This is a genomic window from Sphingomonas sp. Ell38C01 (assembly GCF_055231975.1).
Map to the genome: position 1 here is coordinate 3,682,321 of NZ_JBUYVA010000001.1, position 22,855 is coordinate 3,705,175.

At 65.9% G+C, this 22,855-nt stretch carries 13 protein-coding genes and 3 pseudogenes; 7 read left to right on the plus strand and 9 right to left on the minus strand.

Annotated features, from left to right (window positions below; translation table 11 throughout):
• Positions 1 to 323: 323 nt before the first annotated feature.
• A pseudogene (locus ACV7NO_RS17340) lies at positions 324 to 766 on the minus strand (IS6 family transposase); the annotation flags it as partial.
• Between the two features lie 56 nt (positions 767 to 822).
• Positions 823 to 3,786, minus strand: a pseudogene (locus tag ACV7NO_RS17345) (Tn3 family transposase).
• Positions 3,787 to 3,921: 135 nt separating this feature from the next.
• Here ACV7NO_RS17345 and ACV7NO_RS17350 point away from each other — a divergent pair.
• Positions 3,922 to 4,488, plus strand: a complete 567-nt coding sequence (locus ACV7NO_RS17350) for a recombinase family protein (protein ID WP_463407194.1) — start codon at positions 3,922 to 3,924, stop codon at positions 4,486 to 4,488.
• Between the two features lie 21 nt (positions 4,489 to 4,509).
• On the opposite strand, the gene ACV7NO_RS17355 is transcribed toward ACV7NO_RS17350, so the two are convergent.
• Entirely contained in the window at positions 4,510 to 5,376 is an 867-nt protein-coding gene (locus ACV7NO_RS17355) for a glycerophosphodiester phosphodiesterase family protein (RefSeq protein ID WP_463407195.1), read from the minus strand.
• A gap of 65 nt (positions 5,377 to 5,441) precedes the next feature.
• Positions 5,442 to 8,105 (minus strand): TonB-dependent siderophore receptor, encoded by a 2,664-nt coding sequence (locus ACV7NO_RS17360; RefSeq protein WP_463407196.1) that lies wholly within the window; start codon positions 8,103 to 8,105, stop codon positions 5,442 to 5,444.
• 58 nt (positions 8,106 to 8,163) lie between these two features.
• Between ACV7NO_RS17360 and ACV7NO_RS17365 the strand changes: the two genes are divergently transcribed.
• Entirely contained in the window at positions 8,164 to 9,333 is a 1,170-nt protein-coding gene (locus ACV7NO_RS17365; protein ID WP_463407197.1) for an ROK family protein, read from the plus strand.
• Here ACV7NO_RS17365 and ACV7NO_RS17370 read toward each other — a convergent pair.
• Positions 9,302 to 10,498 carry a hypothetical protein gene (locus tag ACV7NO_RS17370; RefSeq protein ID WP_463407198.1) on the minus strand — a complete coding sequence of 399 codons (1,197 nt, stop codon included), beginning with the start codon at positions 10,496 to 10,498 and terminating at the stop codon, positions 9,302 to 9,304. The genes ACV7NO_RS17365 and ACV7NO_RS17370 overlap by 32 nt on opposite strands.
• 156 nt (positions 10,499 to 10,654) lie before the next feature.
• Between ACV7NO_RS17370 and ACV7NO_RS17375 the strand changes: the two are divergent.
• From ACV7NO_RS17375 to ACV7NO_RS17390, 4 genes and pseudogenes are all read left to right on the plus strand, one after another.
• Positions 10,655 to 10,966: pseudogene (locus ACV7NO_RS17375) on the plus strand (integrase core domain-containing protein); the annotation flags it as partial.
• 250 nt (positions 10,967 to 11,216) lie between these two features.
• Positions 11,217 to 12,497 (plus strand): aminotransferase class III-fold pyridoxal phosphate-dependent enzyme, encoded by a 1,281-nt coding sequence (locus ACV7NO_RS17380; RefSeq protein ID WP_463407199.1) that lies wholly within the window; start codon positions 11,217 to 11,219, stop codon positions 12,495 to 12,497.
• 22 nt (positions 12,498 to 12,519) lie between these two features.
• On the plus strand, positions 12,520 to 13,542 hold the full coding sequence (locus tag ACV7NO_RS17385) for a Gfo/Idh/MocA family protein (protein WP_463407200.1): 1,023 nt from the start codon (positions 12,520 to 12,522) through the stop codon (positions 13,540 to 13,542).
• A gap of 3 nt (positions 13,543 to 13,545) precedes the next feature.
• Complete coding sequence (locus ACV7NO_RS17390; protein WP_463407201.1) at positions 13,546 to 14,607, plus strand: Gfo/Idh/MocA family protein; 1,062 nt, start codon at positions 13,546 to 13,548, stop codon at positions 14,605 to 14,607.
• Positions 14,608 to 14,618: 11 nt separating this feature from the next.
• Here ACV7NO_RS17390 and ACV7NO_RS17395 read toward each other — a convergent pair whose 3' ends face one another.
• The 4 genes from ACV7NO_RS17395 to ACV7NO_RS17410 are packed head-to-tail and all read right to left on the minus strand — an operon-like array spanning position 14,619 to position 20,630.
• The gene (locus ACV7NO_RS17395; protein WP_463407202.1) at positions 14,619 to 15,776 is read right to left on the minus strand and encodes a hypothetical protein; all 1,158 of its coding nucleotides are present in this window, start codon (positions 15,774 to 15,776) and stop codon (positions 14,619 to 14,621) included.
• Entirely contained in the window at positions 15,773 to 16,756 is a 984-nt protein-coding gene (locus ACV7NO_RS17400; protein WP_463407203.1) for a transketolase family protein, read from the minus strand. Before ACV7NO_RS17400 ends, ACV7NO_RS17395 begins: the two co-directional genes overlap by 4 nt.
• Positions 16,753 to 17,583, minus strand: a complete 831-nt coding sequence (locus ACV7NO_RS17405; RefSeq protein WP_463407204.1) for a transketolase — start codon at positions 17,581 to 17,583, stop codon at positions 16,753 to 16,755. Before ACV7NO_RS17405 ends, ACV7NO_RS17400 begins: the two co-directional genes overlap by 4 nt.
• Positions 17,583 to 20,630, minus strand: a complete 3,048-nt coding sequence (locus ACV7NO_RS17410) for a TonB-dependent receptor domain-containing protein (protein ID WP_463407205.1) — start codon at positions 20,628 to 20,630, stop codon at positions 17,583 to 17,585. Before ACV7NO_RS17410 ends, ACV7NO_RS17405 begins: the two co-directional genes overlap by 1 nt.
• A 122-nt stretch (positions 20,631 to 20,752) precedes the next feature.
• Here ACV7NO_RS17410 and ACV7NO_RS17415 point away from each other — a divergent pair, with 122 nt between their 5' ends.
• Positions 20,753 to 22,834 (plus strand): acylase, encoded by a 2,082-nt coding sequence (locus ACV7NO_RS17415; RefSeq protein ID WP_463407206.1) that lies wholly within the window; start codon positions 20,753 to 20,755, stop codon positions 22,832 to 22,834.
• Positions 22,835 to 22,855 lie beyond the last annotated feature (21 nt).

A 22,855-nucleotide genomic window follows, 5' to 3' on the forward strand; every position in this document is an offset into this window, starting at 1 on the left:
TATCTGGCTCAATTCTCATTTGAACATCATACCAGATAATTCAGATAGCGCAACGATCGGCTGGCGAGCCGCCTATGTGCAACGTAGATGCGACCACACTACGCCGGCAAAATCCGTGGGAGGGGACCATAGCCTTGATGCTAGGAAAGGGCATTGTCAGAGCTAATGTACTCGCGATTTCCTATTTGGTTAGGGCGGAGCGAGATGCAGAGCCGTTACCAGAATGCCGCCCATTTGATCGGCTTTCGTTCATGCCCGCAGGGCCAAGCGCGACCGTCGTCGCGGCTCAAACGAACCGCATTCTGGTTAGTTTGACAGCGCCAGCGAAGGCCATCGGTGGTGACCTTGTCCGGCGAGCCGTGGCGCTTGAGCGCCTTCTTCATGAAGGTGAGTGCCGCATCCTTGTCGCGGGTCCTGGTGATGTAGCTCTCGAGGATCTCGCCCTCGTGATCGACCGCACGCCAGAGATACACCATCTCGCCGTTCAGCTTCACGTACATCTCGTCCATGTGCCAGCGCCAGTGCCGGAAGCCCCGCATCCGGCTCACCCGCGGCGGCGGATGTCGCCTGCGAACAGCGGACCGGACCGGTTCCACCACATCCGTACCGTCTCTTGGCAGATGTCGATCCCGCGCTCGAACAGCAGATCCTCCAAATTGCGCAGCGACAGCGGGAAGCGCACGTACATCAGCACCACCAGCCGGATCACCTCCGGCGACGAGTTGAAATAGCGAAACGGGCTGGCAGGTTTGCGCGGACGAGGCATCCGCGCGCCCTACCCGGCATCCCCTAACGACCGGTGCATTACGTCTGACAGTGCCCTTAGCGGGGATTACCGTCGCCTGCGATATTAAGGGGCTTGCGGCGGACGGTTTCGGCTGCGCGATCCCACAGGAAGTCGCCGGAGAACGCAATATGCTCCCAACCGACCGGGGAAGTGTGGGCGAGCAGCGCAGGATCCGGTGCCTCGCCGATCGACCGGAGATGCTGGACGGCATCGGCGATGTAGGTGGAGTTCCAGTAGACGATCGCGGCGATGACCAGGTTCAATCCGGACGCGCGATATTGCAGCGTCTCGTGGGTCCGGTCGATGATCCGGCCCTGGCGGAACGTGTAGATCGCCTGCGTCAGGACGTGACGCTGCTCGCTCTTGTTCAGCCCGGCCTGGCAGCGCCGGCGAAGATCGGGATTTTCCAGCCAGTCGAGCATGAAGAAGGTCCGCTCGATCCGGCCGATTTCCTGGAGGGCGAGGTCGACCTGGTTCTGGCGTTCGTAGGCGGCCAGTTTGCGCAGCATCGCCGATGGCGCGACGTGCCCCGCCTTCAGCGAGGCGACGAGGCGCAGGACCTCGCCCCAATGCTCGCGGATCGTGTCGGTCTTCACGCGCTTGCCGAGAAGCGACCCGATCGCCGGATAGGAGGCCACGGGGCCGAGCGCTGCCAGACGCCGGTCGGGGAAATCGCGCAGGCGCGGACAGAACCGGAATCCCAGCATCGCGCAGAGCGCGAACACATGGTCGGTTGCGCCACCCGTATCGGTATAATGCTCGCCGATCTTCAGCGACGAGCCGTGATGGAGGAGGCCGTCGAGGACATAAGGTGCCTCGTGCGTCGCCGCGGATATGACGGTGACATGATATGGCGCGTGCTGGTCGGAGACATGGGTGTAGAAGCTGAAGCCCGGATCGACGCCATACCGGGCGTTGATATCGCCGACCGCCATCCGCTTGCCGCCCCGGAAGAACTGGCCGTCCGAACTCGATGTCGTGCCCGTTCCCCAGGTCGAGGCGATCGGCAACCGGGAATGCGCGTCGATCAGGATCGCGAGCGCGCGGTGGTAGCCGTCTTCCCGGACATAGGCGTCCTTCGTCCAGACCAGCTGGTCGCGGGTCACGCCCTGGCTGGCCGCGGCCATGCGCGCGAGCCCGAGATTGGTGCCATCGGCGAGGATCGCCGCGAGCAACGCATTGGGGTTGTCGCTCCGCCGTCCGGTTCGCAGGTTGGTGAAGCCGGCGAGGAAGCCGGTTTCGCTGGCGACATCGTGCAGCAGCTCGGTGATCCTGATCCGCGGCATCAGTCCATCGATGCGGTTGCCCAGCGCCTTCGCCCCGGCGTCGGGATCGGTCCTGACCGGCGTGATCTGCAACCGGCCATCGATCAGTCGGACGCCTTCGAGCCGACCGTTCGACAGGTCATGTGCGAAGCGTTTTAACCGTCGATCGAGACGGGCGGTCCGCTCGGCTAGCCAGGCGTCGGCGGACGGGGTCAGGTTCAAACTCGCGACGATCGGCGCGCTCGCCTCGGCCGAAAGAAAATGGCTGTCGAACCTGCGATAGCCCGAGGACCGCTCAACCCAGATATCCCCGGATCGCAGCTTGTTGCGGAGGTGCGCCATCGTGGCGGTTTCATAGAGGCGGCGGTTGATCCGGCCGTCCTTGCCCACCACCAGCCTGCGCCATTCCTTGCGGAACGGCATCGGTGCGTCGGCCGGTATGTCACGTTTGCCGGAAGCGTTCAGATCGCGCAGCATGTCGATCGCTTTTACGCTGGCGGCACTGCCGCGCCCCGACTGGAAGTCCAGCACCTCGATCAGCAGCGGCGCGAACTTGCGCAGCGTCGCATATCTGTCCGTGGCGATGACCAGCGGATCCTGCTCGACGGTATCGGCGATCTCGCCCACCTGGCCCCGGGCCTTCATGAGCGCAGGCCATCCGACCGCGGTTTCCAGCGCCGCGATCGGGTCGCGGCCCTCCTCGTGGGCTTGCGCGAGGGTGTCGATGGTGATGCGGAACAGGCGCATGAGCCGCGCGACCTCGCGCGACGACGCGGTATAGCGGCGCTGCTGCATATTGGTGGCGCGCCGGAACATGCCGCCGATGAGCTTGTCGGCGATGTCCAGCGCGGCGTCGATCAGCCGGGCTTCCAGATCGACCAACAGCGCGGCGAGGATCGCGCGTCGCCGGGGCAGTGTTTAGCGCCGGATCAGACAGGCGGGCGACAGCCGTCCTTCCTGCACGAACTGATGACGCCGGTTGGGATGGACGCCGCTTCCGGCGTCATGGGCAATGCCGATTGCGCGCACGACGCGCAGGCGCTCGACGATATCACGCACGCTGTCGGTCTTCGTTGCGATCGGGATCGTCTTCAGCCAGCCCAGTCGTTCCCCGCCCTGTTCGTCGAACAGCGCATCGATGCGACCGATCTGCACCGGCGACAGGTCGGCGACCATCAGGCGCGCGGCGTGCTTTCGCGCGCGGGCGCGGTCTGCGATCCCCGCCCGCTCGATCGTCGAGGGCATCGGCAACAGGATATTGGCCGCACGCAACGCCTCGACGACGGCGGTTGCGATGGGGAGAGCGGCATCCGTCGCCGCAGCGGCCCGTTCGGCGCTCGCGATCATCAGCGCGATGTCGCCGCGCACGGGCAGACGAGCGTCGAGGGACGCAGCGATCAGCCGGGCGTGATCGGTCATGGTCTGCGAGCGGGTCGCGTAATCGGACAGGACTGAGTGATCGAGCGAAAGCTGACGCGCGATAAAGGTGACAAGCGGGCGTGCTACGTCGCCTTCGATCTGGAGCACCTGCGCGAGCGTCATTCCGGAATGACGGATCAACGCGAACTGCAACGCCACGCCCAGTCGATTGCTATCGTGTCGGCGCTACCCGATCAGGTCGAGGTCAGGCTGTTCGAGCGCGAAGCGCCGAGCGAGTTCGTCCGGGGCGGTCGGAATGCCGAACAACGTTGTCCTTTCGGCATCACTGAGAAGAACATCCTCGCGTGCTGGCATTTGACCGTCCCTGAAACGTGCTTGGCGCGCGTAGACGGATCGAGTTAAAGAGACGTAGTTTGTGGACGAGTTTGAGTACACTGGTGGTCGGTCTGCACGATCGTCCACAGAACGGCCGTTTGGGGGACGCGATCGATGGGCGGCATTCTGGGCTACGCACGCGTCAGCACCGGCGATCAGGATGTGGCGGGCCAACGGATGCGCCTCGAACAGGCAGGCGCGATCCGTGTGTTCACCGACGTGATGTCGGGCAAAAATATGGTCAGGCCAGGCTTGGCCGAGTTGCTCGATTTTGCGCGCGAGGGTGACACGCTGGCGATCGTACGCCTCGACCGCCTCGGCCGTTCACTGGGCGAGCTGCTGACGACGGTGAATATGCTGCGCGAGCGCGGGATCGCGCTGCTCAGTCTGGAGGAGAAAATCGATACCTCTTCTGCGGCCGGCGAGCTGGTTTTTCACGTTTTCGGTGCCATCGCGCATTTCGAACGCCGACTGATCTCCGAACGTACCCGCGACGGCATCGCTGCGGCGCGCGCGAAGGGCAAACTGCCCGGCCGACAGCCCCTCGATGACGACAAGGTGGACGCGGCATTGAAACTGGTTGCGGCAAAGGTGACGCCGACAGAGGCTGCGCGCCAACTCGGGATTGGGCGCTCGACCGTATATAGGGAAATGAAACGGGTCGGCATATCGCGTGACTAGCGTTCGATCTTCACGTCATTTCTATCGGCCCAGGTAACGCAACAGCGCCTCGGGTTCATCGGTCTGGATTACCGAAATGCCCGCCCCGAGCATGCGCCCCCAGACGGCATCCGGGTCGCGTAACGCATCGACATCGCCGCCTACGCCCGCCAGGAAGCCCTCCCAGAGGGAATTGACCCACAGGCGGACCCGGGCGCGACGTGCCACAGTGGCCAATGCAGGAAGCGCGGCAACCGTCATACGCGGCAGTTCGAGGGCGATCGGAGAACGCGCGCCCGTCAACTGGTGGGCAGCGACCTCGGGTAAGTCACTCTCTCCGGCCAGAACCGGCATGAACGGAATGGTATTGAACGGCGGGGTATCCGCCAACACCGGGCTGCCGATACCGGCAAGCTGCTTGACGATCACGCCGTCCTGCTGCCCGACCCGGCGCACCGCCGCGACAGTTTCGACATACAGGCCCGCCTGAACATCGAGGTTGAGCAGGATACGGCCGTTTGCCGCAACCAGCGCATCGTCTAGCGTCGGGACGTGCAGGCTGGTCAGCGGCGCACCGGCCCCGCCTTCATTCTCGCGCAGCCGCAAGATGCGGATTTCAGCCAGCGAGAGATCCGCCACCTTGCCATGCCCGTCGGTCGTACGATCGACCGTCTCGTCGTGCATCAGCACCAGATAGCCATCGCGCGTCCGCCGTATGTCGACCTCCGCGACATCGACGCCAAGCGCGATGCAGCGCTCGATGCCAGCCAGTGCGTTTTCCGGATTGCTCATGGCCATGCCATGCCGCGGTGCCGGATTGTGGCAGGCGCGATGCGCCACCACCAGCACCGGCATGGCCGGATCCCCGAACCGCGCCGCGACCGATACGGCAGGGCCACGTGCGGTCACGGGGGCGGTCGCGGAGACGGCACCGGCAAAAGCCAGCGCCGCCAATGCGGCGGACAACGACAGCCTTACCACCGCTTGGTCAGTGCGACGGTGAAGTTGCGGCCGAAGATCGACCGGCCTACCGTCGCGTCCAGCACACCGGTGCCGCTGCCGATCACGGCCGCGCGCGCATTGCCCTCGGTCAGGCCGACCACGTCGAAGACGTTGTTGACGCTTGCGCGCAGTTCAAGTCCGCCAGTCTCGATGCTGGCACCCAGATCAACCGATGAATACGCCGGCAGACGGCTCAGGTTCGACGCATCCTGGAACCGGCGCCCGATCGTGAAGAAGGTGCCGTACAGCCGTGCCTGCGCATCGCCGAGTGCAAAGGCGTAGGACGGTTGTACCGTCAGCTGGACGCGTGGCACGCGCGTGATGTCTCCGCCTTGCGAGCTTTGTGCGTTGGCGCCGGTCAGCGTGTCGACCCGGATGATCTTCGGATCCTGCCACATGCCGACCGCCGAGACGTCGAACCCTGCGAACGGGCTGACGACCGCCTCCACTTCGACGCCGTAGGTGCGGGTGTCAAAGATGATGTTGGCGTTGGTGATCGTGCCGTCCGCAGCAGCGACCTGCGTACCGCCGTTCAGCCGGTCGAACTTTGACCAGAACCCCGTCGTGGTCAGGCGCAGGCCGGTGGTCGCGAACTTGAAGCCGGCTTCCGCCTGCTGGACCTTGGCGACGGGCAAGGGCTCGGTCGAACCGGGCAGCGTCGCGCCACCCAAGATCGTGTCGAAGCGCGGGTAGCTGAAACTGCGGGTATAGCGTCCGAACACGTTGGCCTGCCGCGAGAAGATATAGCCGCTGCCCACCGTCCAGCTCGTGCCCTTCAGATTTTCCGACCTGGCGACAGTGCTAACCACGCCGGCGACCGAACGGGCGGCAACCGAGCCCCCTGGATCGGCGTTGACCGTGCCGAGGATACCCTGCACGCCGTCCTGCTTGCGCGATACGCGGCGAATACCAGCGTCGATTGACCAGGCGGATGTCACTTTCCAGGTATCGGCAAGATAGAAAGCAAACGAGCGCCCGTCGAGCGAGCCATTCTGGCTGCCCGCACCATAGTTGATGAACCCGTTCTCGGTGACGTTGCCGACGACCGCGCCGGTCGCGTTCAGCGCCTGTACGTCGAGCGCGATCGGCTGGTTCCTGACGTTGACGAGCAGCGAGTTGAGCGACTGGTCCTGGGCATAGCGATAGTCGCTGTAATACACTCCGCCGGTCAGTGCGTGGCTGCCGATCGGCGTTTCAAGCGTCTTGGTCAGCCTGATGTCACCCGCGTCGTACCGCGTGCGGGTGCGGATCGACGCCCAGGTGTTGGCCATTACCAGATTGCCGGTGGTCGCCGGATCATAGACGGTGTTGGTGCCGGCCACCACATACCGCAGCGACGATACGCCAGCCCCGAATGCCGTGCGCGCGCCTGCGAGGCGTCCGGCGAGGAAAGAGGCTGCCGTCACCGGCGCGCCGTTCAGGATAGTGTCGAATCCGGTCGTGCCCTCCATGTGGCGATAGGTGGCGGCGACCGCAAAGCCCGCGCCCAGTTCGTGATCGCCGCCCAGCGTCGCGGTCCACACGTCGGGATGGATGCCGTCCGCGAGATCGCGGCGGATCATCGTCGGTCGGCCACTGGCGTCGAGCGTGCGCAGCGTCACACGGCGGAAGGCGGGAGAGCTGAGTGTTCCATCGCGCGGATCAATGAGCCCTTCCAGCGAGGCGCCCGTTACCGGATCGGCGAGCGGCACAGCGGTGTAGAAGATACTACGATCGTTGAGATATTTGAAGTCGCCCCAGATGCGGCCATGATCCAACTTGTAGGTGGCACCAACCTTGAACTGGCCACCGCGGTCGGCATTGTCGTAGCCCGGATCGCGCAGGCCATCGTCACGACGATAGAAGCCGCTGACGCTGACCAGCAGCCGATCGCTGAGCGGCCCGGAGACAGTCAAGTCGGTCCGCGCGCGATTGCCGGTTCCCGATTCCAGCCGCAGCGCGCCCTGATAGGTGTCGGTGCCATGATTGGTGATGAAATTGACCACGCCACCCGGCGCGTTATTCGAGAACAAGGGTGCCGTGCCGCCACGGACTACCTCGACCCGCTGGGTATCAAGATCGACGCGGTAGAACTGGTCGATGTTCATGAACCGCTCGGTATTGCTCTCGAACAGCGGCAATCCGTCCTGATTGAAATCGATCAGCCGCCAGCCACTCCACGGCAGGCCGCGGATGACGACATTCTCGCCACCACCTTCGCCGCCCGATGCTTCGACCGTGATGCCGGGCGTGGCAGCGAGCAGGTCGGCGACGCTGTGTGGAGCGGCATCGGCGATCTGCTCCGCATCGATGGTGGAAACCGAGTAGGGGGCATCGAACTTACGCTGCCGGGTGGATGTGCCCGTCACCACGATGTCGTCCCCGGCCTGCAAATCAGGGGCTTGCGCGGTAGTGGGTTCGGGTGCCGGGGCAGCGATCTGCTCCGCGGTGGCTACGTTCGACAAGGTCAGCGTCGATGCCGCGCCCATCAACCGGATTATCGTGAACGTGTTCATTGTCTTGCCCCTTTTGTCGTCCGTGCAATGCGGGGCGGCACGGTGGATCAGCAGCTTCGACTGCTTAATCTCGCCGAAACATGGCGTTATGCCATGACCGTTTCCCTGCATCCTCCCGACCCGGTTGCGGTCCGCGTTCAATTACGGCACGATCGAGTCGAATAGTATTTGCCATGTATTTTGATCTGGTGACAGTAAAATGACAATCGATTGCGAAATTCCGATCGGAAAGGTCGATCGCCCTGACTGGAGCCGGTCGATCGGTGTCGGCGGGAGAGCGATGCTCGATCTGTTATTGCGACGCCAAACAGCGGTGCAGGCGGCGCTGCCAGCCTTGCTGGACCTGTCGCAACCCAGCGTCGCGCGGCTCGCCAGCGGTTTCATCAGCGACGGTCTGATCGACGCGACCACCCGCACGGCGACCGGTCGGGGCAACCCCAGCGTCGCGTTGGGACTGATGCCGGATTACGCCTTCAGTCTTGGCATCGGCATCGCTGGCGATGCTGTCTCGATGGCGCTCATCGATTTTGCCGGCGCGGTCCGCGCGACGCGACGCAGTGCAATAGCGGATCGATCATCCCGGGCGGTCGTGGCGCAACTGGCGACGATGCGCGCCGATCTGCTCTCCACCTCGGCGATCGATCAAGCTCGTCTGGTCGGGACAGGGGTAGGGTTTTCGGGCTTCCTGGTAGGCAATCCGCCGTGCTTCAATCCACCGGCGATGCTGGCGGATTGGGTTGATATCGATCTGGTAGAGACTCTCTCTCCAGTGCTGGGACCCAATCTGTTGTGCGATAACGACGCGACCTGCGCCGCCATCGCGGAAGGGTTGTTGGGCGTCGGGCGGACCACGGCGACCTTCGCCTATTGCCACCTGACCAACGGTTTTGGTGGCGGTCTGATCGTCGATGGTCAGCCGATGCGCGGTGCGCTGGGCAATGCCGGCGATTTCGGCGCTGTGTGGTGGCTGCTGGGACGGGAGCGGGCAGATGGAGGATATCCGGGGCTGGACCGGCTCCATGCGTTGGTCACGAATGGCGGAACCGTCTTTGCGACCGTCGAGGAGATGCTGGCCAATGTCACGCCAGCCACGCCGGGTGTCGATGCCTGGCTGACCGAGGCCAAGGAGCCGTTTGCGACGCTCGCCTTCCTGCTCGGCCATATCGTGGCGCCGGAGAAGGTCGTGATCGGGGGGCGGCTGCCGCGATGGCTTGCGACAACGCTGGCAGGGTCGGTACATCTGCCGACAAGTCCCACACGCCACGAGCGGCCTTTTCCGCTTCCCGTCGTCGTAGCGGGCGAGGTCGATGGCGACGCCACCGCGATCGGCGCGGCGCTTATGCCGCTGCGGGCGCTCTTCTTTCGCTAACGCCGATCGCCGTGATGAGGAGCGCCCCGGCAAAAGTCAGCGCCAGCGCGGCAAGGGCGATGCCCGGCCGCCCCGCCTCGAACCCTTCGATCAACGGCCCCAGCACCAGCATCCCCGCAGCGGAGGCCAGATGGATGGTCAGGATCACGCTGCCGAAGACCACCCCGTCGCTGCTGCGGCCGCGGCGAGTATCGTCCATCGCGATGCGCGATGTCGCGGTCCAGAGTTGCACGCCGATGATGCTGACCGCCATGCCGTGCACGATCGCTCCCGCAACTGGCCATGATGCGCTGCTCAGGAATGGGATGGGCAGGATCATTACCAATCCGCTCGCCGCAATCATTGCCATCAACGCCGAACGCTCGACATAATCCCGCAAGAGCGGACCAATAACCGAGCCGAGGCAAAATCCCCCCAGCAACCAGGCCCCCGATCGGTTCAGCCCATCGATGGCAGGTGCAAAGATCAGCAGCCGGTTGAGTGTCGGCAGCAAGGATGCTGCGATTACCCACGCTACGAGTAGGATCGGGAGCCTTAAAGGCATGATGTCATCGACGCGCCACGGCGGGGCGACATCGGGACGAGCTGGAAAGACCAGTTTCCGCAATGAGATTGCCGAGACGACCATGGCGAACCCGACCGGCACCAGCATGACGGTCATGCCAACCGGTAGCGCCAGTGCGAACCCACCCACCACGATGCAACGCGTAACGGCGCTGAGGATCACGCGTAACCGGGCATAGCGGAAAGCATCGGCCGCGTCGGTTGGCAGCAGGGATGCGAGCATGTTTTGCGCTACGTCCTGGACGGCATAGGCGAGACGGAAGGCAAAGCCGGCACAGACGGCGATCGAGATACTGGCGGTGGAAAACTGGATACTCAACAGCACTGCGGTGGCTATCGTGGCGGGCAGTTGGACACGGACAACTAAAGCGCCCCTCGCCTGGTATCGGCTGAAGGCAAGTCCCACGAGGAACGTTGCGGTGCCGCCCAGCAGGAGAAACGCGAACAGCAACCAGCCCGTCTGCGTCCCCGTCAGCCCCATCCTGGCATGAAGATGCCAGGCCAACAGAAGATCGACGACGGACCAACCGAGCGACCGCGCCGCATGGGCCGCTCCGAACAGGCGTCGGTTGGAAGCTTGCGGAGAACGACTGCCAATCATGCCGTGGCGCTATAGCATCCCTGTCATTACAAAATGACATACCCGCATATACCAGTCAGCGGATCTTGGCGTTGTTTAGCGTAGGGTTCGCGCCTTGCCCTCATAACGCCTGCTACCAGCCCCCTGCCCTGCCTGCCACGTTGGTCTGACAATGCCCCCAAGACCATTCGCGTGGACAATGGGCCGGAGTTCATCTCGAAGGCACTCGACCGCTGGGCGTACGAGAATGGCGTGACGCTGGACTTCAGCCGACCGGGCAAACCCACCGACAATGCCTTTGTGGAATCCTTCAACGGCCGCCTGCGCGATGAGTGCCTGAACGCGCACTGGTTCCTGTCCATCGCGGACGCTCGAGCCAAGATCGAGGCTTGGCGACGGGACTATAACGAGAGGCGTCCTCACACATCGCTTGGCTGGATGACGCCGGTCGAATATGCTGCTGTCGCGGCCAAGATCGTGGCCGAATGAGCGCCGGAAACCCACCTTCAGCCCGGATGAGAAACCGGGGGACCCTCAAGACGACGATGCACTAACTAACTACCCGGACCACCCGGTGGGGGCTGCTCAGTCTGCGCGGGCGGGGCATCTGCGCGCGCTACCCACCTCCCCCTAACGAAGAGTGCATTTGGTCTGACAGTGTCCGCGCGACTCGTCAGAACGCCTGATTGCGCATTAAGATAGCGTACGCTATCGTTAGTCGCGACGGAATGGAGAGATGATGACCCAGCAATCGTCCAATGCCCGCGACCGCGCGCTGCGCGACCGGGCCGAGCGCGTGATCCCGGGGGGCATGTACGGCCACCTGTCGACCGCGATGCTGCCCGAGAGCTATCCGCAATTCTTCGCGTCCGGACAGGGCGCGTACCTGACCGACGTCGACGGCCAGCGCTATCTGGACCTGATGTGCGCCTATGGCCCCAGCCTGTTCGGCTATGCGGATGCCGGGATCGATGCCGCCTATGTCGCGCGGCTGGCGCAGGGCGACTGCCTAACCGGGCCGGGCGAACTGATGGTCGCGTTCGCGGAGGCCTTTACCGCGATGGTTACGCATGCGGACTGGGCGATGCCGTGCAAGAACGGCACCGACGCGACGACGATGGCGCTGACGGTCGCGCGCGCGCATACCGGGCGCAAGACAGTCATCCTGGCGCAGGGATCCTATCACGGCGCCGCCCCTTGGTGCACGCCCCGCCGCGGCGGCGTGACGCCCGAGGATCGCGCGAACCAAATCCACTGCGTCTACAACGATGTCGCCAGTCTGGAGGAAGCCGTCGCGCGCGCGGGCGACGATCTCGCCGCGATCTTCGCCACCCCGTTCAAGCATGACAGCTTCGTCGACCAGCATCCGGTCGATCCCGCCTATGCCCGGCGCGCGCGCGAGCTGTGCGACCGGCACGGCGCGCTGCTGGTCGTGGACGACGTCCGCGGCGGATTCCGCCTGTCGCGCGACTGTTCGTGGAGCCTCGTCGGGGTCCGGCCCGACCTGTCGGCGTGGGGAAAGTGCATCGCCAACGGACACCCGATCTCCGCGCTGCTCGGGTCCGACACCGCGCGCGCGGCGGCATCGTCGATCTACGTCACGGGCAGCTTCTGGTTCGCCGGCGCCGCGATGGCCGCCAGCCTGGAAACGCTGCGCCGCATTCGCGAGACGGACTATCTGGAGCGGATCGAGGCGCTGGGCACGCGGTTTCGGACGGGGCTGGCCGATCGTGCCGCCGCATCCGGCCTGTCGATCCGCCAGACGGGGCCAGCGCAGATGCCGCTGATCCTGTTCGACGACGATCCCGACCTGCGCCGCGGGTTCTTCTGGTGCGAGGCGATGCTGCGCCGAGGCATCTACACCCACCCGTGGCACAACATGTTCGTTGGCGCCGCGATGACCGAGGCCGATATCGACGCCGCGCTCGACGCCGCGGAGGACGCGTTCGTGCGGCTGAAGGCCGCGATCCCGACGCTGAGCCCGGTCGATCGGCTGGCCGGGCTTTTCGGCAAGTCATGACACCGGACACGAGGATCGCCGCATGACCATCCGCTTCGCCGCGCTCGGCATCGACCATTTCCACATCTTCGACCATATCGAGGGCCTAATCGCCGCCGGCGCCGAATTCGCCGGCTTCGCCGAGGTCGGGGGATCCCCGCGGATCATCGCGGGGGTCGCGAAGACATGGCCCGACGCCCCCGTGCTCACCGCGGAGAAGATCCTGGGCGACGAGAGCATTCAGGTCGTCTGCAACGCATCGATCCCCGCGGACCGCGCGGGGATGGCGATGACCGCGATGCGCCACGGCAAGGACGTGATGGTCGACAAGCCCGGCGCGACGACGCTGAAGCAAGTCGCGGCCTTGCGCGCCTGCGTGGAGGAAACCGGGCGGATCTTCTCGATCTGCTTTTCCGAACGCCTGACGGTGCGTGCCGCCGAACGCGCGGGCAAGCTGATCGCGCAGGGCGCGATCGGCCGTGTCGTCCAGACGATCGGGATGGGCCCGCACCGGCTGAACCGAAAGATCCGGCCCGACTGGTTCTTCGATCCCGATCGCTATGGCGGGATCATTACCGACATCGCATCGCACCAGATCGACCAGTTCCTGTTCTATACCGGCTCGACCCACGGCGAGGTGATCGCGAGTACGGTCGGCAATTACGGCAATCCGCGCGACCCGGGCCTACAGGATTTCGGCCAGCTGCTGCTGAAGAGCGATAGCGCGACCGGCTATATCCGCGTCGACTGGTTCACCCCCGACGCGCTGCCGACCTGGGGCGATGGCCGGCTGACGATCCTGGGCACCGATGGCTACATCGAGCTGCGCAAATATGTCGACATCGCCGGGCGCGAGGGTGGGGACCACCTGTTCCTGGCCAATGCGGACCGCGTCGAGCATATCGATTGCCGCGACGAGCCGCTGGCCTATTTCGCCAACTTCCTCGCCGACGTCCGCGACCGGACCGAGACCGCGATGCCGCAGGCGCATGTCTTCGAAGTCTCGCGACTGGCCATCGACGCCCAGCGTCGCGCCGAGATCCTCTCGCCCCTGTCGGAAAGGTAACGCATGACCAGACTGCGCGTCGCGATCATCGGATCGGGCATCGCCTATCTCCACGCGAAGGGGTTTCGCTGGCTTCCCGAGCTATACGACATTCCCGTCCTCTGCTCGCTCGACGCGGAGCGCGGCCGCCGGGTCGCGGCGAAGTTCGACATCGCCGAGTTTAGCGAGGATTTCGACGCCACGATCGCGCGCGACGACATCGACATCGTCGATATCGCGACGCCCCCCGACCTGCATTACGAGATGTGTCGCAAGGCGCTGGCCGCGGGCAAGCACGTCATCTGCGAGAAGCCGCTGTTCGGGTCGATCGCCGAAGTGGACCAGATGATCGCGCTGTCGCGATCGGCGAACCGGGTCGTCATGCCGATCTTCCAATATCGGTACGGCGCGGGGCTGCAGAAGCTGAAGCATCTGATCGCCGAGGGTCTGGCGGGCGATCCCTTCCTGACGACGATCGAGACCCATTGGTGGCGCGATGCCGAGTATTATGCGGTGCCGTGGCGCGGCAAATGGGCGACCGAACTGGGCGGCGGGCTGCTGGGCCATGCGATCCACGCGCACGACATGCTGAACTATGTCCACGGCCCCTCTGCGGCGGTGTATGCGATGACCTCGACGCTTGTGAATCCGATCGAGGTGGAGGATACTGCGGCGCTGTCGGTGCGGATGGCGAACGGATCGCTAGCCGCGCTGTCGATGACCCTGGGATCGCGCCGCGAGATTTCCCGCCTGCGCTTCGCGTTTCGCGACCTCGTCGCCGAAAGCCAGACCGACGCCTACACGATGTACCGCGATCCCTGGACCTTTGTGGCGGGGGACGCGGCGCATCAGGCGAAGGTCGATGCGGCGCTGGCCGCGTTCGTCGCGACCGAGGACAGCTATACGCGCCAGTTCGAGCTGTTCCACCAGGCGCTGATGACGGGCGGCGAACCACCGGTGACGTTGCAGGACGCCCGCAACGCGCTGGAGCTCATCACCGCGGCCTATCATTCCAGCCGCACCGACGCGCCGGTGGCGCTGCCGCTGGGCGCGGACCACCCGCTGTATCGCAGCTGGCTGCCCTGATCCGCGCGCCGCTACGCCGCTGTGGCGTCGCGGCGGCGGATCAGCAGGATGATGGCGAACCCCGCGACCAGCAGCGCCGCGCTGAGTTGCAGCATCAGCCGCATCCCCCCCTGCTCCACCGCCCATGCCGCCGCGAACGGCCCCAGCCCGCCGCTCAACAGCTGCGCGGCCGGCGCCTGGAGCGCGGCCCGGCGCGTCGGGTCGGCGTTGATGAGCATCGGCAGCAGGAAGGGCGACACGAACATCGCCACCACGCCGCTGGCCGCGGTCACGATCACGAACGGCCATGTCGTCGTCGGCAGCGTGTAGAAGCCCCAGACCGCCAGATAACCGATTGTAACCAGCGCAAAGACCGGCAGGTAGCGCGCGCGCCCGGCCAGCACGGTCGCGAGGATCGATCCCAGGATCTGCGCGCCAAGCCCCGCCGACAGCGCCAGTCGCGCCGCATCGACGCTCAGCCCGGCATCCTGCGCCAGCGGCACCAGATAGATGCTGACCGCCGCGGTTGCCCCCGTGAACAGCACCGTCGCGAACAACGCCGCCCAGCCGCGCGGGGTCGGCAATCCGTGATCCTCCCCCGCGATCCCCGGCAATGCGCCGAGTTCGCGCGGCGACAGCGCCGCCAGCGCAAGCCCGGCCAGCGTGATGCCGGCAAGCAGCAGATATCCGCCGTCCGCACCGAAACGCGGCAGCGTCCACGCGCCGAGCACCGCCGACACCGCCAGCTGCAACAGGCTGAGCGACAGGAACAGCAGCGCGGCCCAGCGTGCCGGGGTCTGCGTCCGCACGATCATGCTCGACGCCAGCCACAGCAGCACGCCTTCCGCGAATCCGGCGATCCCGCGGATCAGGTAGACGCCCTCCCCCGCCGCGCCCATCGTCGCCACATTGGCGACGATCAGCGCGATCGTCGCCGCCACGCCGATCAGACGCAGCCGCTGCGGGCGGAAGAACACGCTGGCGACGCCGGTGGACAACGCCATCATCAGCGCTTCCAGCGTCGCGGCATAGCCGACCCCGCCATGCGTCAGCCGCTGTTCGTCGACCATCGCGCCGAGCAGCGCGGACATCACCCCGGTCGACAGCAGCGATAGCACGCCCATGCCCAGCAGGGCCCAGGCGTAGGTTGCGCTCAGCGCGGGTACGCGCGCATCCGCCACGTCGGTCATGCCGTCATCTCCCGCGCCTTCGCTACGATGGCGTCGGCATCCAGCCCGTACCGGCGCATCAGGAAAGCGGTCGATCCGCCCTCCGCGAACACGTCCTGGACGCCCAGCATCGCGAAGCGCGTCGCGATGCCGCCCAGCGCCAGCGTTTCGGCAACCGCCGCGCCCAGCCCGCCGATCGTCGAATGATTCTCGACCGTCAGCACCCCGCGGTGCGTCCGCGCCAGTTCGACCACAAGCTCGGTATCCAGCGGCTTGACGCTGTGCATGTTGACGACCGTCGCAGTCACGGCAGGGGCCAGCCGCGCCGCCGCTTCCAGCGCCGCGGCCACAGTGATCCCGCTGGCGACGATCGCGATATCGCTGCCCCGCATCAGCGTTTCGCCGCGACCGATGCGCAGCCCGCGCAGGGCCACGCTTTCGTCGGGACGCCGCGTCGACACCGGCAGGCGCAGATATACCGGCCCGTCATGCGCCGCCGCCGCGCGGACCGCGGCATGGACCTGTTCGGGGCCCGACGGTTCGACGATCGTCATGTTGGGCAGCGCGCGCATCAGCGCGACGTCGTCGATCGCCTGGTGAGACACGCCCAGCGGCGTCGTCAATCCCGGCATGAAGCCCACGATCTTCACGTTCGCGCGCGGATAGGCGACCTGCATCGCGACCTGATCGTAGCATCGTCGCGTCGCGAAGACGCAGAAGGTATGCGTGAAGGGGATGTCGCCGCACCGCGCCATTCCGGCGGCGATGCCGATCATGTTGGCCTCCGCGATTCCGACCATCACGAACCGGTCGGACGCGGTATCGCGCATCAGCTGCGTCTCGGTCGGCTGGGTCAGGTCGGCCCCCAGGCAGACGATCCGCGGGTCCGCCTCTGCCAGCGCGATCAGCGCCTTGCCATAGGACCGCGCGGTCAGGTCCTCGGACCCGTAGAGGCCGTCGGCGAACCCGCCCATCGTCGCGCCATCCAGCCCGCCGGTCATGCCACATCCTCCAGCGCGCGCAGCGCGACGTCCGCCTGATCGCGCGATATCGCGGTCATGTGGCTCAGCCGCCCCTCGAAATCCGGGACGCCCCGGCCGGGCACGGTGTTGGCGATGATGCAGGTCGGGCGATCTGTCGCGACGCGCGCATCGCCGAACGCCGCCATGATCGCCGCCATGTCATGGCCGTCGATCGTCCGCGTCCGCCACCCGAACGCGGTCCATTTGTCCGCGACCGGCTCCATCGGCATCACCGCGTCGGTATGCCCCTCGACCTGCATGAAGTTGCGATCGATGACGAGGCACAGGTTGCCGAGCGCGAAGCCCGCCGCGCTCATCGCGGCTTCCCAGACCTGCCCCTCTTGCAACTCGCCGTCGCCCAGCACGACATAGACGCGGGCCGGCGATCCCTGGCGGCGCAGGCTCAGCGCCATGCCGACCCCCACCGACAAGCCCTGCCCCAGCGACCCGCACGTCGCCTCTACCAGCGCGCCGACGCGCTCCGACGCGTTGACCTCGAACGGCGATCCGTCGCGTGTGTACTCCTCCAGCGCGGCTTCGGGGATCAGCCCGCGCTCCGCCATCGCCGCATAGAACACCGCGGTGTTGTGCGCGGTCGACAACAGCATCCGGTCGCGATCGCGCCAGTGGGGATCGGTCGCGTCGAGGCGCAGTTCCGCGCCGTAGAGCGCCGCGAACAGGTCCGCCGCGCCCAGTCCCTGCTGGAGATACCCGATCCCCAGCCGTGCGACCATTTCGACGACCCGGCGGCGGATGCGCCGCGCCGTCGCATCCAGCGTCGCGATCGATGGCGTGGCGTTGCGCATCAGAACGCGAAGCTCGCGCCGAGCTTGAACGTCCGCCCCAGCGCGTCGGCGGTGAACGGATCGTAGGACAGGTCCAGCCGCGCGAACGGCGGCGCCTGGTCAAACACATTGTCGACTGAGAAGGTCAGCGCGGCACCCATCGGCAGCCGTACCCGATACGTCGCGTCGACGGTCGTGAACGATCCGATCTGCTTGCCGTCGGTGTTCGTAAAGAAGCTGCCGTCGGCGTTGCGGAACGCGTCGGTCGCGAACGGCCCGGTGCGCTGGTCGGTATAGCCGTCGACATAATTCACGCTGACCCGGACATTGTGAGCGCCAAGGGTATATTGCGCGTAACCCTGGCCCTTGATCTTGGGGATCGGGAAGGCCGTCGTCTGGTAGTTCAGGAAGCCAGCCGCCTCGAACCCCGGCGCGACTGTAACCCCCTCGACCTGCTGCGCCCCCGTCTTATACTCGATGACATAAGTGCCGTTGACACCCAGCTCCAACTGGCCTCCGAACACATTGTCGATCTCATAGTCGGCCACCACGTCGACCCCCGACGTCTTCACGTCCGCGCCGTTCACATATTGCGTGCGCAACCGGCTGATATTGGCGGGCGAACACGCGCCGATGAAGGTGAAGCGGTTGACCAGCGCGGCCAGCGCGGGGTTGGCGCAATTGTTCGCGCCGGTCGATCCGTTCGGGAACACCGCGTTGACGATCCCGGACACCGGCTCGGCCACGATCGCGTCCTTGAAGTCGAACCGGTAATAATCGATCGACCCGCGAAAGCCGCCGAAATTGGCGAGGAAGCCCGCATTGTAGGTATTCGCCTTTTCCGGGCGGAGCGCGGGATTGCCGAACACGTCGACGGCGCGGAACGATCCCAGGATCGACGACAGCGCGGTCGACGAATTGCTGTTGACCAGCTGGGTCGTCGGCGGCCCGCGGAACGTGGTGCCCGCCGAACCGCGGATCGCGATGCCGTCGACGACCCGCCACTTGCCCGCGATCTTGGGATTGAAGGTCGAGCCGACCAGCCCCCCATAGCTTTCGTAGCGCGCGGCCAGCTGGAAGTTCAGCCGGTCCGCCACGGGCAGCTGCAATTCGGTGAAGGCGGCCCAGACGTCGTTGTTCAGGCTCTTGGGGGTCGCGGTGCCCAGGAAGACGAACGGCCCGTTGCGCTGCGCGCCGGTGCAGTTGTTGTTGTTGAAGTCGACCGAGGACACGCACGGATTGACGAGTTCGTTGTTCAGGTCGCTGAACTGCGCGTCATAATAATCCTTGCGGTACTGGCCGCCCAGCGCGAACTTGATCGTGCCCCCGGGCAGCCCGATGCCCGTATCGCCGCTGACCAGCGCGTCGGCGACGAACAGCCGCGATTTCTGGCGGGTCCGCCGCTCCTGGAAGAACCACCCGATCAGGTCGTTGCCGTTGGCGAGCCCGGAGACGTAGTTCGGGTTCACCTGTCCGGTGATCGCGTTCGCCTGGATCGCGCTGGCGAACGGGTTAAAATACTGGCAGCCATTGGCCCCAGCGACCGGGGCGCTGCCGCCGGGTCCTTGGATTCCGGGGGTGCCCGGCTGGGTATCACAATTGGGGCCGCCGAACCCGCGCAGCGCCAGTGCATAGCGGTTCGCCAGCGTATCGAAGTTGGTGAAGAACACCTTCTCCTCGCTGTACGTCGCGCCGACATCGTAATCGATGCCGCTGTCGCCGAACTGGCCGCGCACGCCCCCGCTGATCCGGAATGCGTCGTAGCGCCGCTGCGCCTCCGCGCCGCCATTGCCGAACAGCGGGTTGCCGCCCAGCAGGATCGGGCGCGCCGCCGGCGCCAGCACCGCCGCACCGCCGGCGACCGACGCCGCGAGCGTCGGGTTGCGCGCCGCGAAGTCGATCAGCCCGGGGTTGGTGCGCGGGACGTAATAGCGCCCCTGCAGGAAGCTCGGCAGCCCGGCCTGCTGCGCTTCCGCCGAGGGCGACGCCAGGATGATGTAGGAGGGCGACGTGTTGTATTCGGGGACGTCCGTATGCGAATACATGCCGTTGACGTACACTTCGGCCTTGCTGCCCAAGTCGACGTTCAACGATCCGAACACCTGATACCGGTTCTCCGTCTCGACCAGATTGTCATAGTCGATGTACCGGTTGTAGCAGACCGGGGTGGAACCGCTGAACCCCGGCGTACCGCCTAGGCTGGCGCAGCCCGGATCGCGGAACAGCGTGCCCGCCGAACTCAGGAAGCTGCCCGGATTGCCGCCCGCCGTATAGCCGCCCTCAGGATTGGCGGCATAGCTGGAGCGGAAGAAGTCGCGCTTCAAGGTACTCAGTTCGCTACGATGCTGGTGCCCGCCGGCCAGGAACAGCTTGATCCCGTTTTTCTGGAAGCCATAGGCGGCGCGCACGCTGTAATCGTCGTCGCTGCCGCCCACGAAGCGATAGTCGCCGCCAAGCTCGAAGCCCTTGAGATCGTCGCGCGTGATGAAGTTCACGACCCCGCCGATCGCGTCCGAACCGTAGGTCGCGGCGGCGCCATCCTTCAACACCTCGATCCGGCCGATGGCGGCCACCGGGATGATGTTAGTGTCGACGATCCCCGATCCGCCCGCCGCGACCGGGTTGATCGCCATCCGTCGACCGTTCAGCAGGACCAGCGTCCGCTCCGCGCCCAGCCCGCGCAGGTTGACCGATCCCGATCCTTCCGCCCCCGACGCCCGGCCGTCGAACTGATTCGTCTCCCCCAGAATGCCGTTCGATCCGGGCAACGCCTTCAGCAGGTCGACGAGGGTCGGCGATCCCTGGCGCTCAAGCTCGTCGCGCCCGATCACGTCGATGGGCAGGGCGCTGTCCTCGCGCGATCCGCGAATCAGCGAACCCGTCACCACGATCTCGCTATCCTGCGGAGCGGGGGCGGCGGTCGGCGCAAGGGATGTCTGATCCGCCAGCGGCTGCGGCGGCTGCACCTGCTGGGCCGCCGCGGGCAAGGCGATCAAGGCCGATGCGATCGCTACGCCACTCGCCATGCCGAAGCGCGCAAAGCGCCGGTCGAGCGTGGAAATATCCATGACCCTCATCTCCCTCTATGCCTTCGCGCTCCTTCGCTGAAGGATGCTCGCCGCCGACATTCTGGTTGCAACGCCTCAGAATGTTAGCAATGATTATCGAAATGGAAAGAGGGAAACGATCGATGCCGTCTTTGACCGGGTTTCGCGTCGCGATGATGACGATCGTCGCGGGATCGACGCTGGCCGCGCCCGCCCATCCGCAGGCGCCGGGCGCATCCGCGCAGGCGTCCTCCGGCCATGATGTCCGGATTCGCCGCGACACGTTCGGGGTGCCGCACATCCTGGGCAGGACGGATGCCGACGCGGCCTACGGCCTCGCCTACGCCCATGCGGAAGATGATTTCGGGACGATCCAGGCCACGCTGGTCGCCGCGCGCGGGCAGCGGGCGATGTTCGAGGGCAAGGACGGAGTCGCCGGCGATCTGCTATTCCAGCTGCTCGACATCCCGCAGGTCCTGCGTGATCGCTATGAAACCGATCTGCCCGCGTCGCTGCGCAATATCCTCGATGCCTATGCCGCCGGGCTCAACGACTATGCACGCGCGCATCGGGCGAAGGTGGCACCGGGCCTGGCGCCGTTCACCGGGCAGGACATCGCCGCGCTCCAGCTGCTGCGCGGCCCCAGCTTCTACGGGCTGGACACCACCATCGGCGACCTGGCGACCGGCAAGCTCCCCGAGGACAACGGCACCGGATCGAACGCGGTCGCGGTCGCGCCGTCGCGCTCGGCGGACGGCCATACCCGTCTGCTGTTCAACGCGCATCAGCCGTTCACCGGGCCGTTCAGCTGGTGGGAGGCCGTGGTCGAGAGCCGCGAGGGCTGGCACGTCGCCGGCGGCTTCTTCCCGGGCACGCCGTTCCTGCTCGGCGGCCACAATGCGCATCTGTCGTGGGCGGCGACCACCAACCGGCCCGATCTGGTCGACGTCTATCGCCTGACGATCAACCCCACCGATGCGGACCAATACCGGCTCGACGGCAAATGGCTGGCGTTCGACAAGCGCGACGTCGCGATCAGGGTGCGCCAGCCTGACGGCACGATGGCGACGGTCACCCGCACGCTGCTGCGCTCACGCCACGGCCCCGTGATCCGCAACGCGCGCGGCACGTTCGCGGTGCGCTATCCGACTTGGGGCGGCGCGCGCCAGCTGCTGCAATATTACCGCATGAACACCGCGCGGACGATGGCGCAGTGGCAGGCGGCGATGAAGATGCGCGCGCTACCCAACATCAACTATCTCTATGCCGACGGGCGCGGCAATATCGGCTTCGTCGCCAACGGGCTGTACCCGCTGCGCAAGGACGGCTTCGACTGGCGCGGCGTCGTCCCCGGCGATCGCAGCGACCTGATCTGGACGACGTTGCGGCCGTGGAACCAGGTTCCCCAGATCTGGAACCCGCGATCGGGCTATGTCTACAACAGCAACAACACCCCGTTCAGCGCGTCCGATCCCCGCGACGACGTGGTGCGCGCGCGGTTCCCGGCGAGCATGGGGTTGCAGACCGAGATGACCAACCGCGCCTGGCGCGCGCTGGAGACGTACGGCGTCAATACCCGGATCACCGCGGAGCAATTCGACGCCTACAAGTACGACATCGCCTATAGCCGTCGTTCGGACACGCAGGACATCGTCGTCGCGATCCTCGGCGCCGATGCGTCGAGCAACCCCGATCTGGCGGCGGCGCAGGCCATCGTGCGCAAATGGGATTATCGCGCGGACCTCGACAATCGCGCGATGCCGCTCGTCGGGCTGACTTGGCTCAACATGCGCCGCACGCACCGCGCCGCGCTGCCCGCGGCGCTCGACGTCATCGCCGAGTTGAAGACGAAGTTCGGTCGCCTCGATCCGCGCTGGGGGGACGTGAACCGCCTGCGCCGCGGTACCGTCGACGTGCCGCTCGACGGCGGGCCCGACGCCTTTCGCGCGATCTACGGCCGCGCCGATCCCGACGGGCGGTACCGCGCGTTCAATGGCGACGGCTACACGATGTTCGTCGACTGGGATCGCAGCGGCGCGGTGACCTCGCGCAGCATCCACCAGTTCGGCTCCGCCACGCTCGACCCCGCCTCCTCGCATTACAGCGACCAGTCGGCGATGTTCGCGGCGCATCGGACAAAACCGGTGCTCTTCACCGAGGCGGAGCTCGCCGGCCATGTCGAACGCGACTACAGCCCCGGTGACCCGGTCAACACCAATCGCTGATTTAGCCCGCATGGATTTATC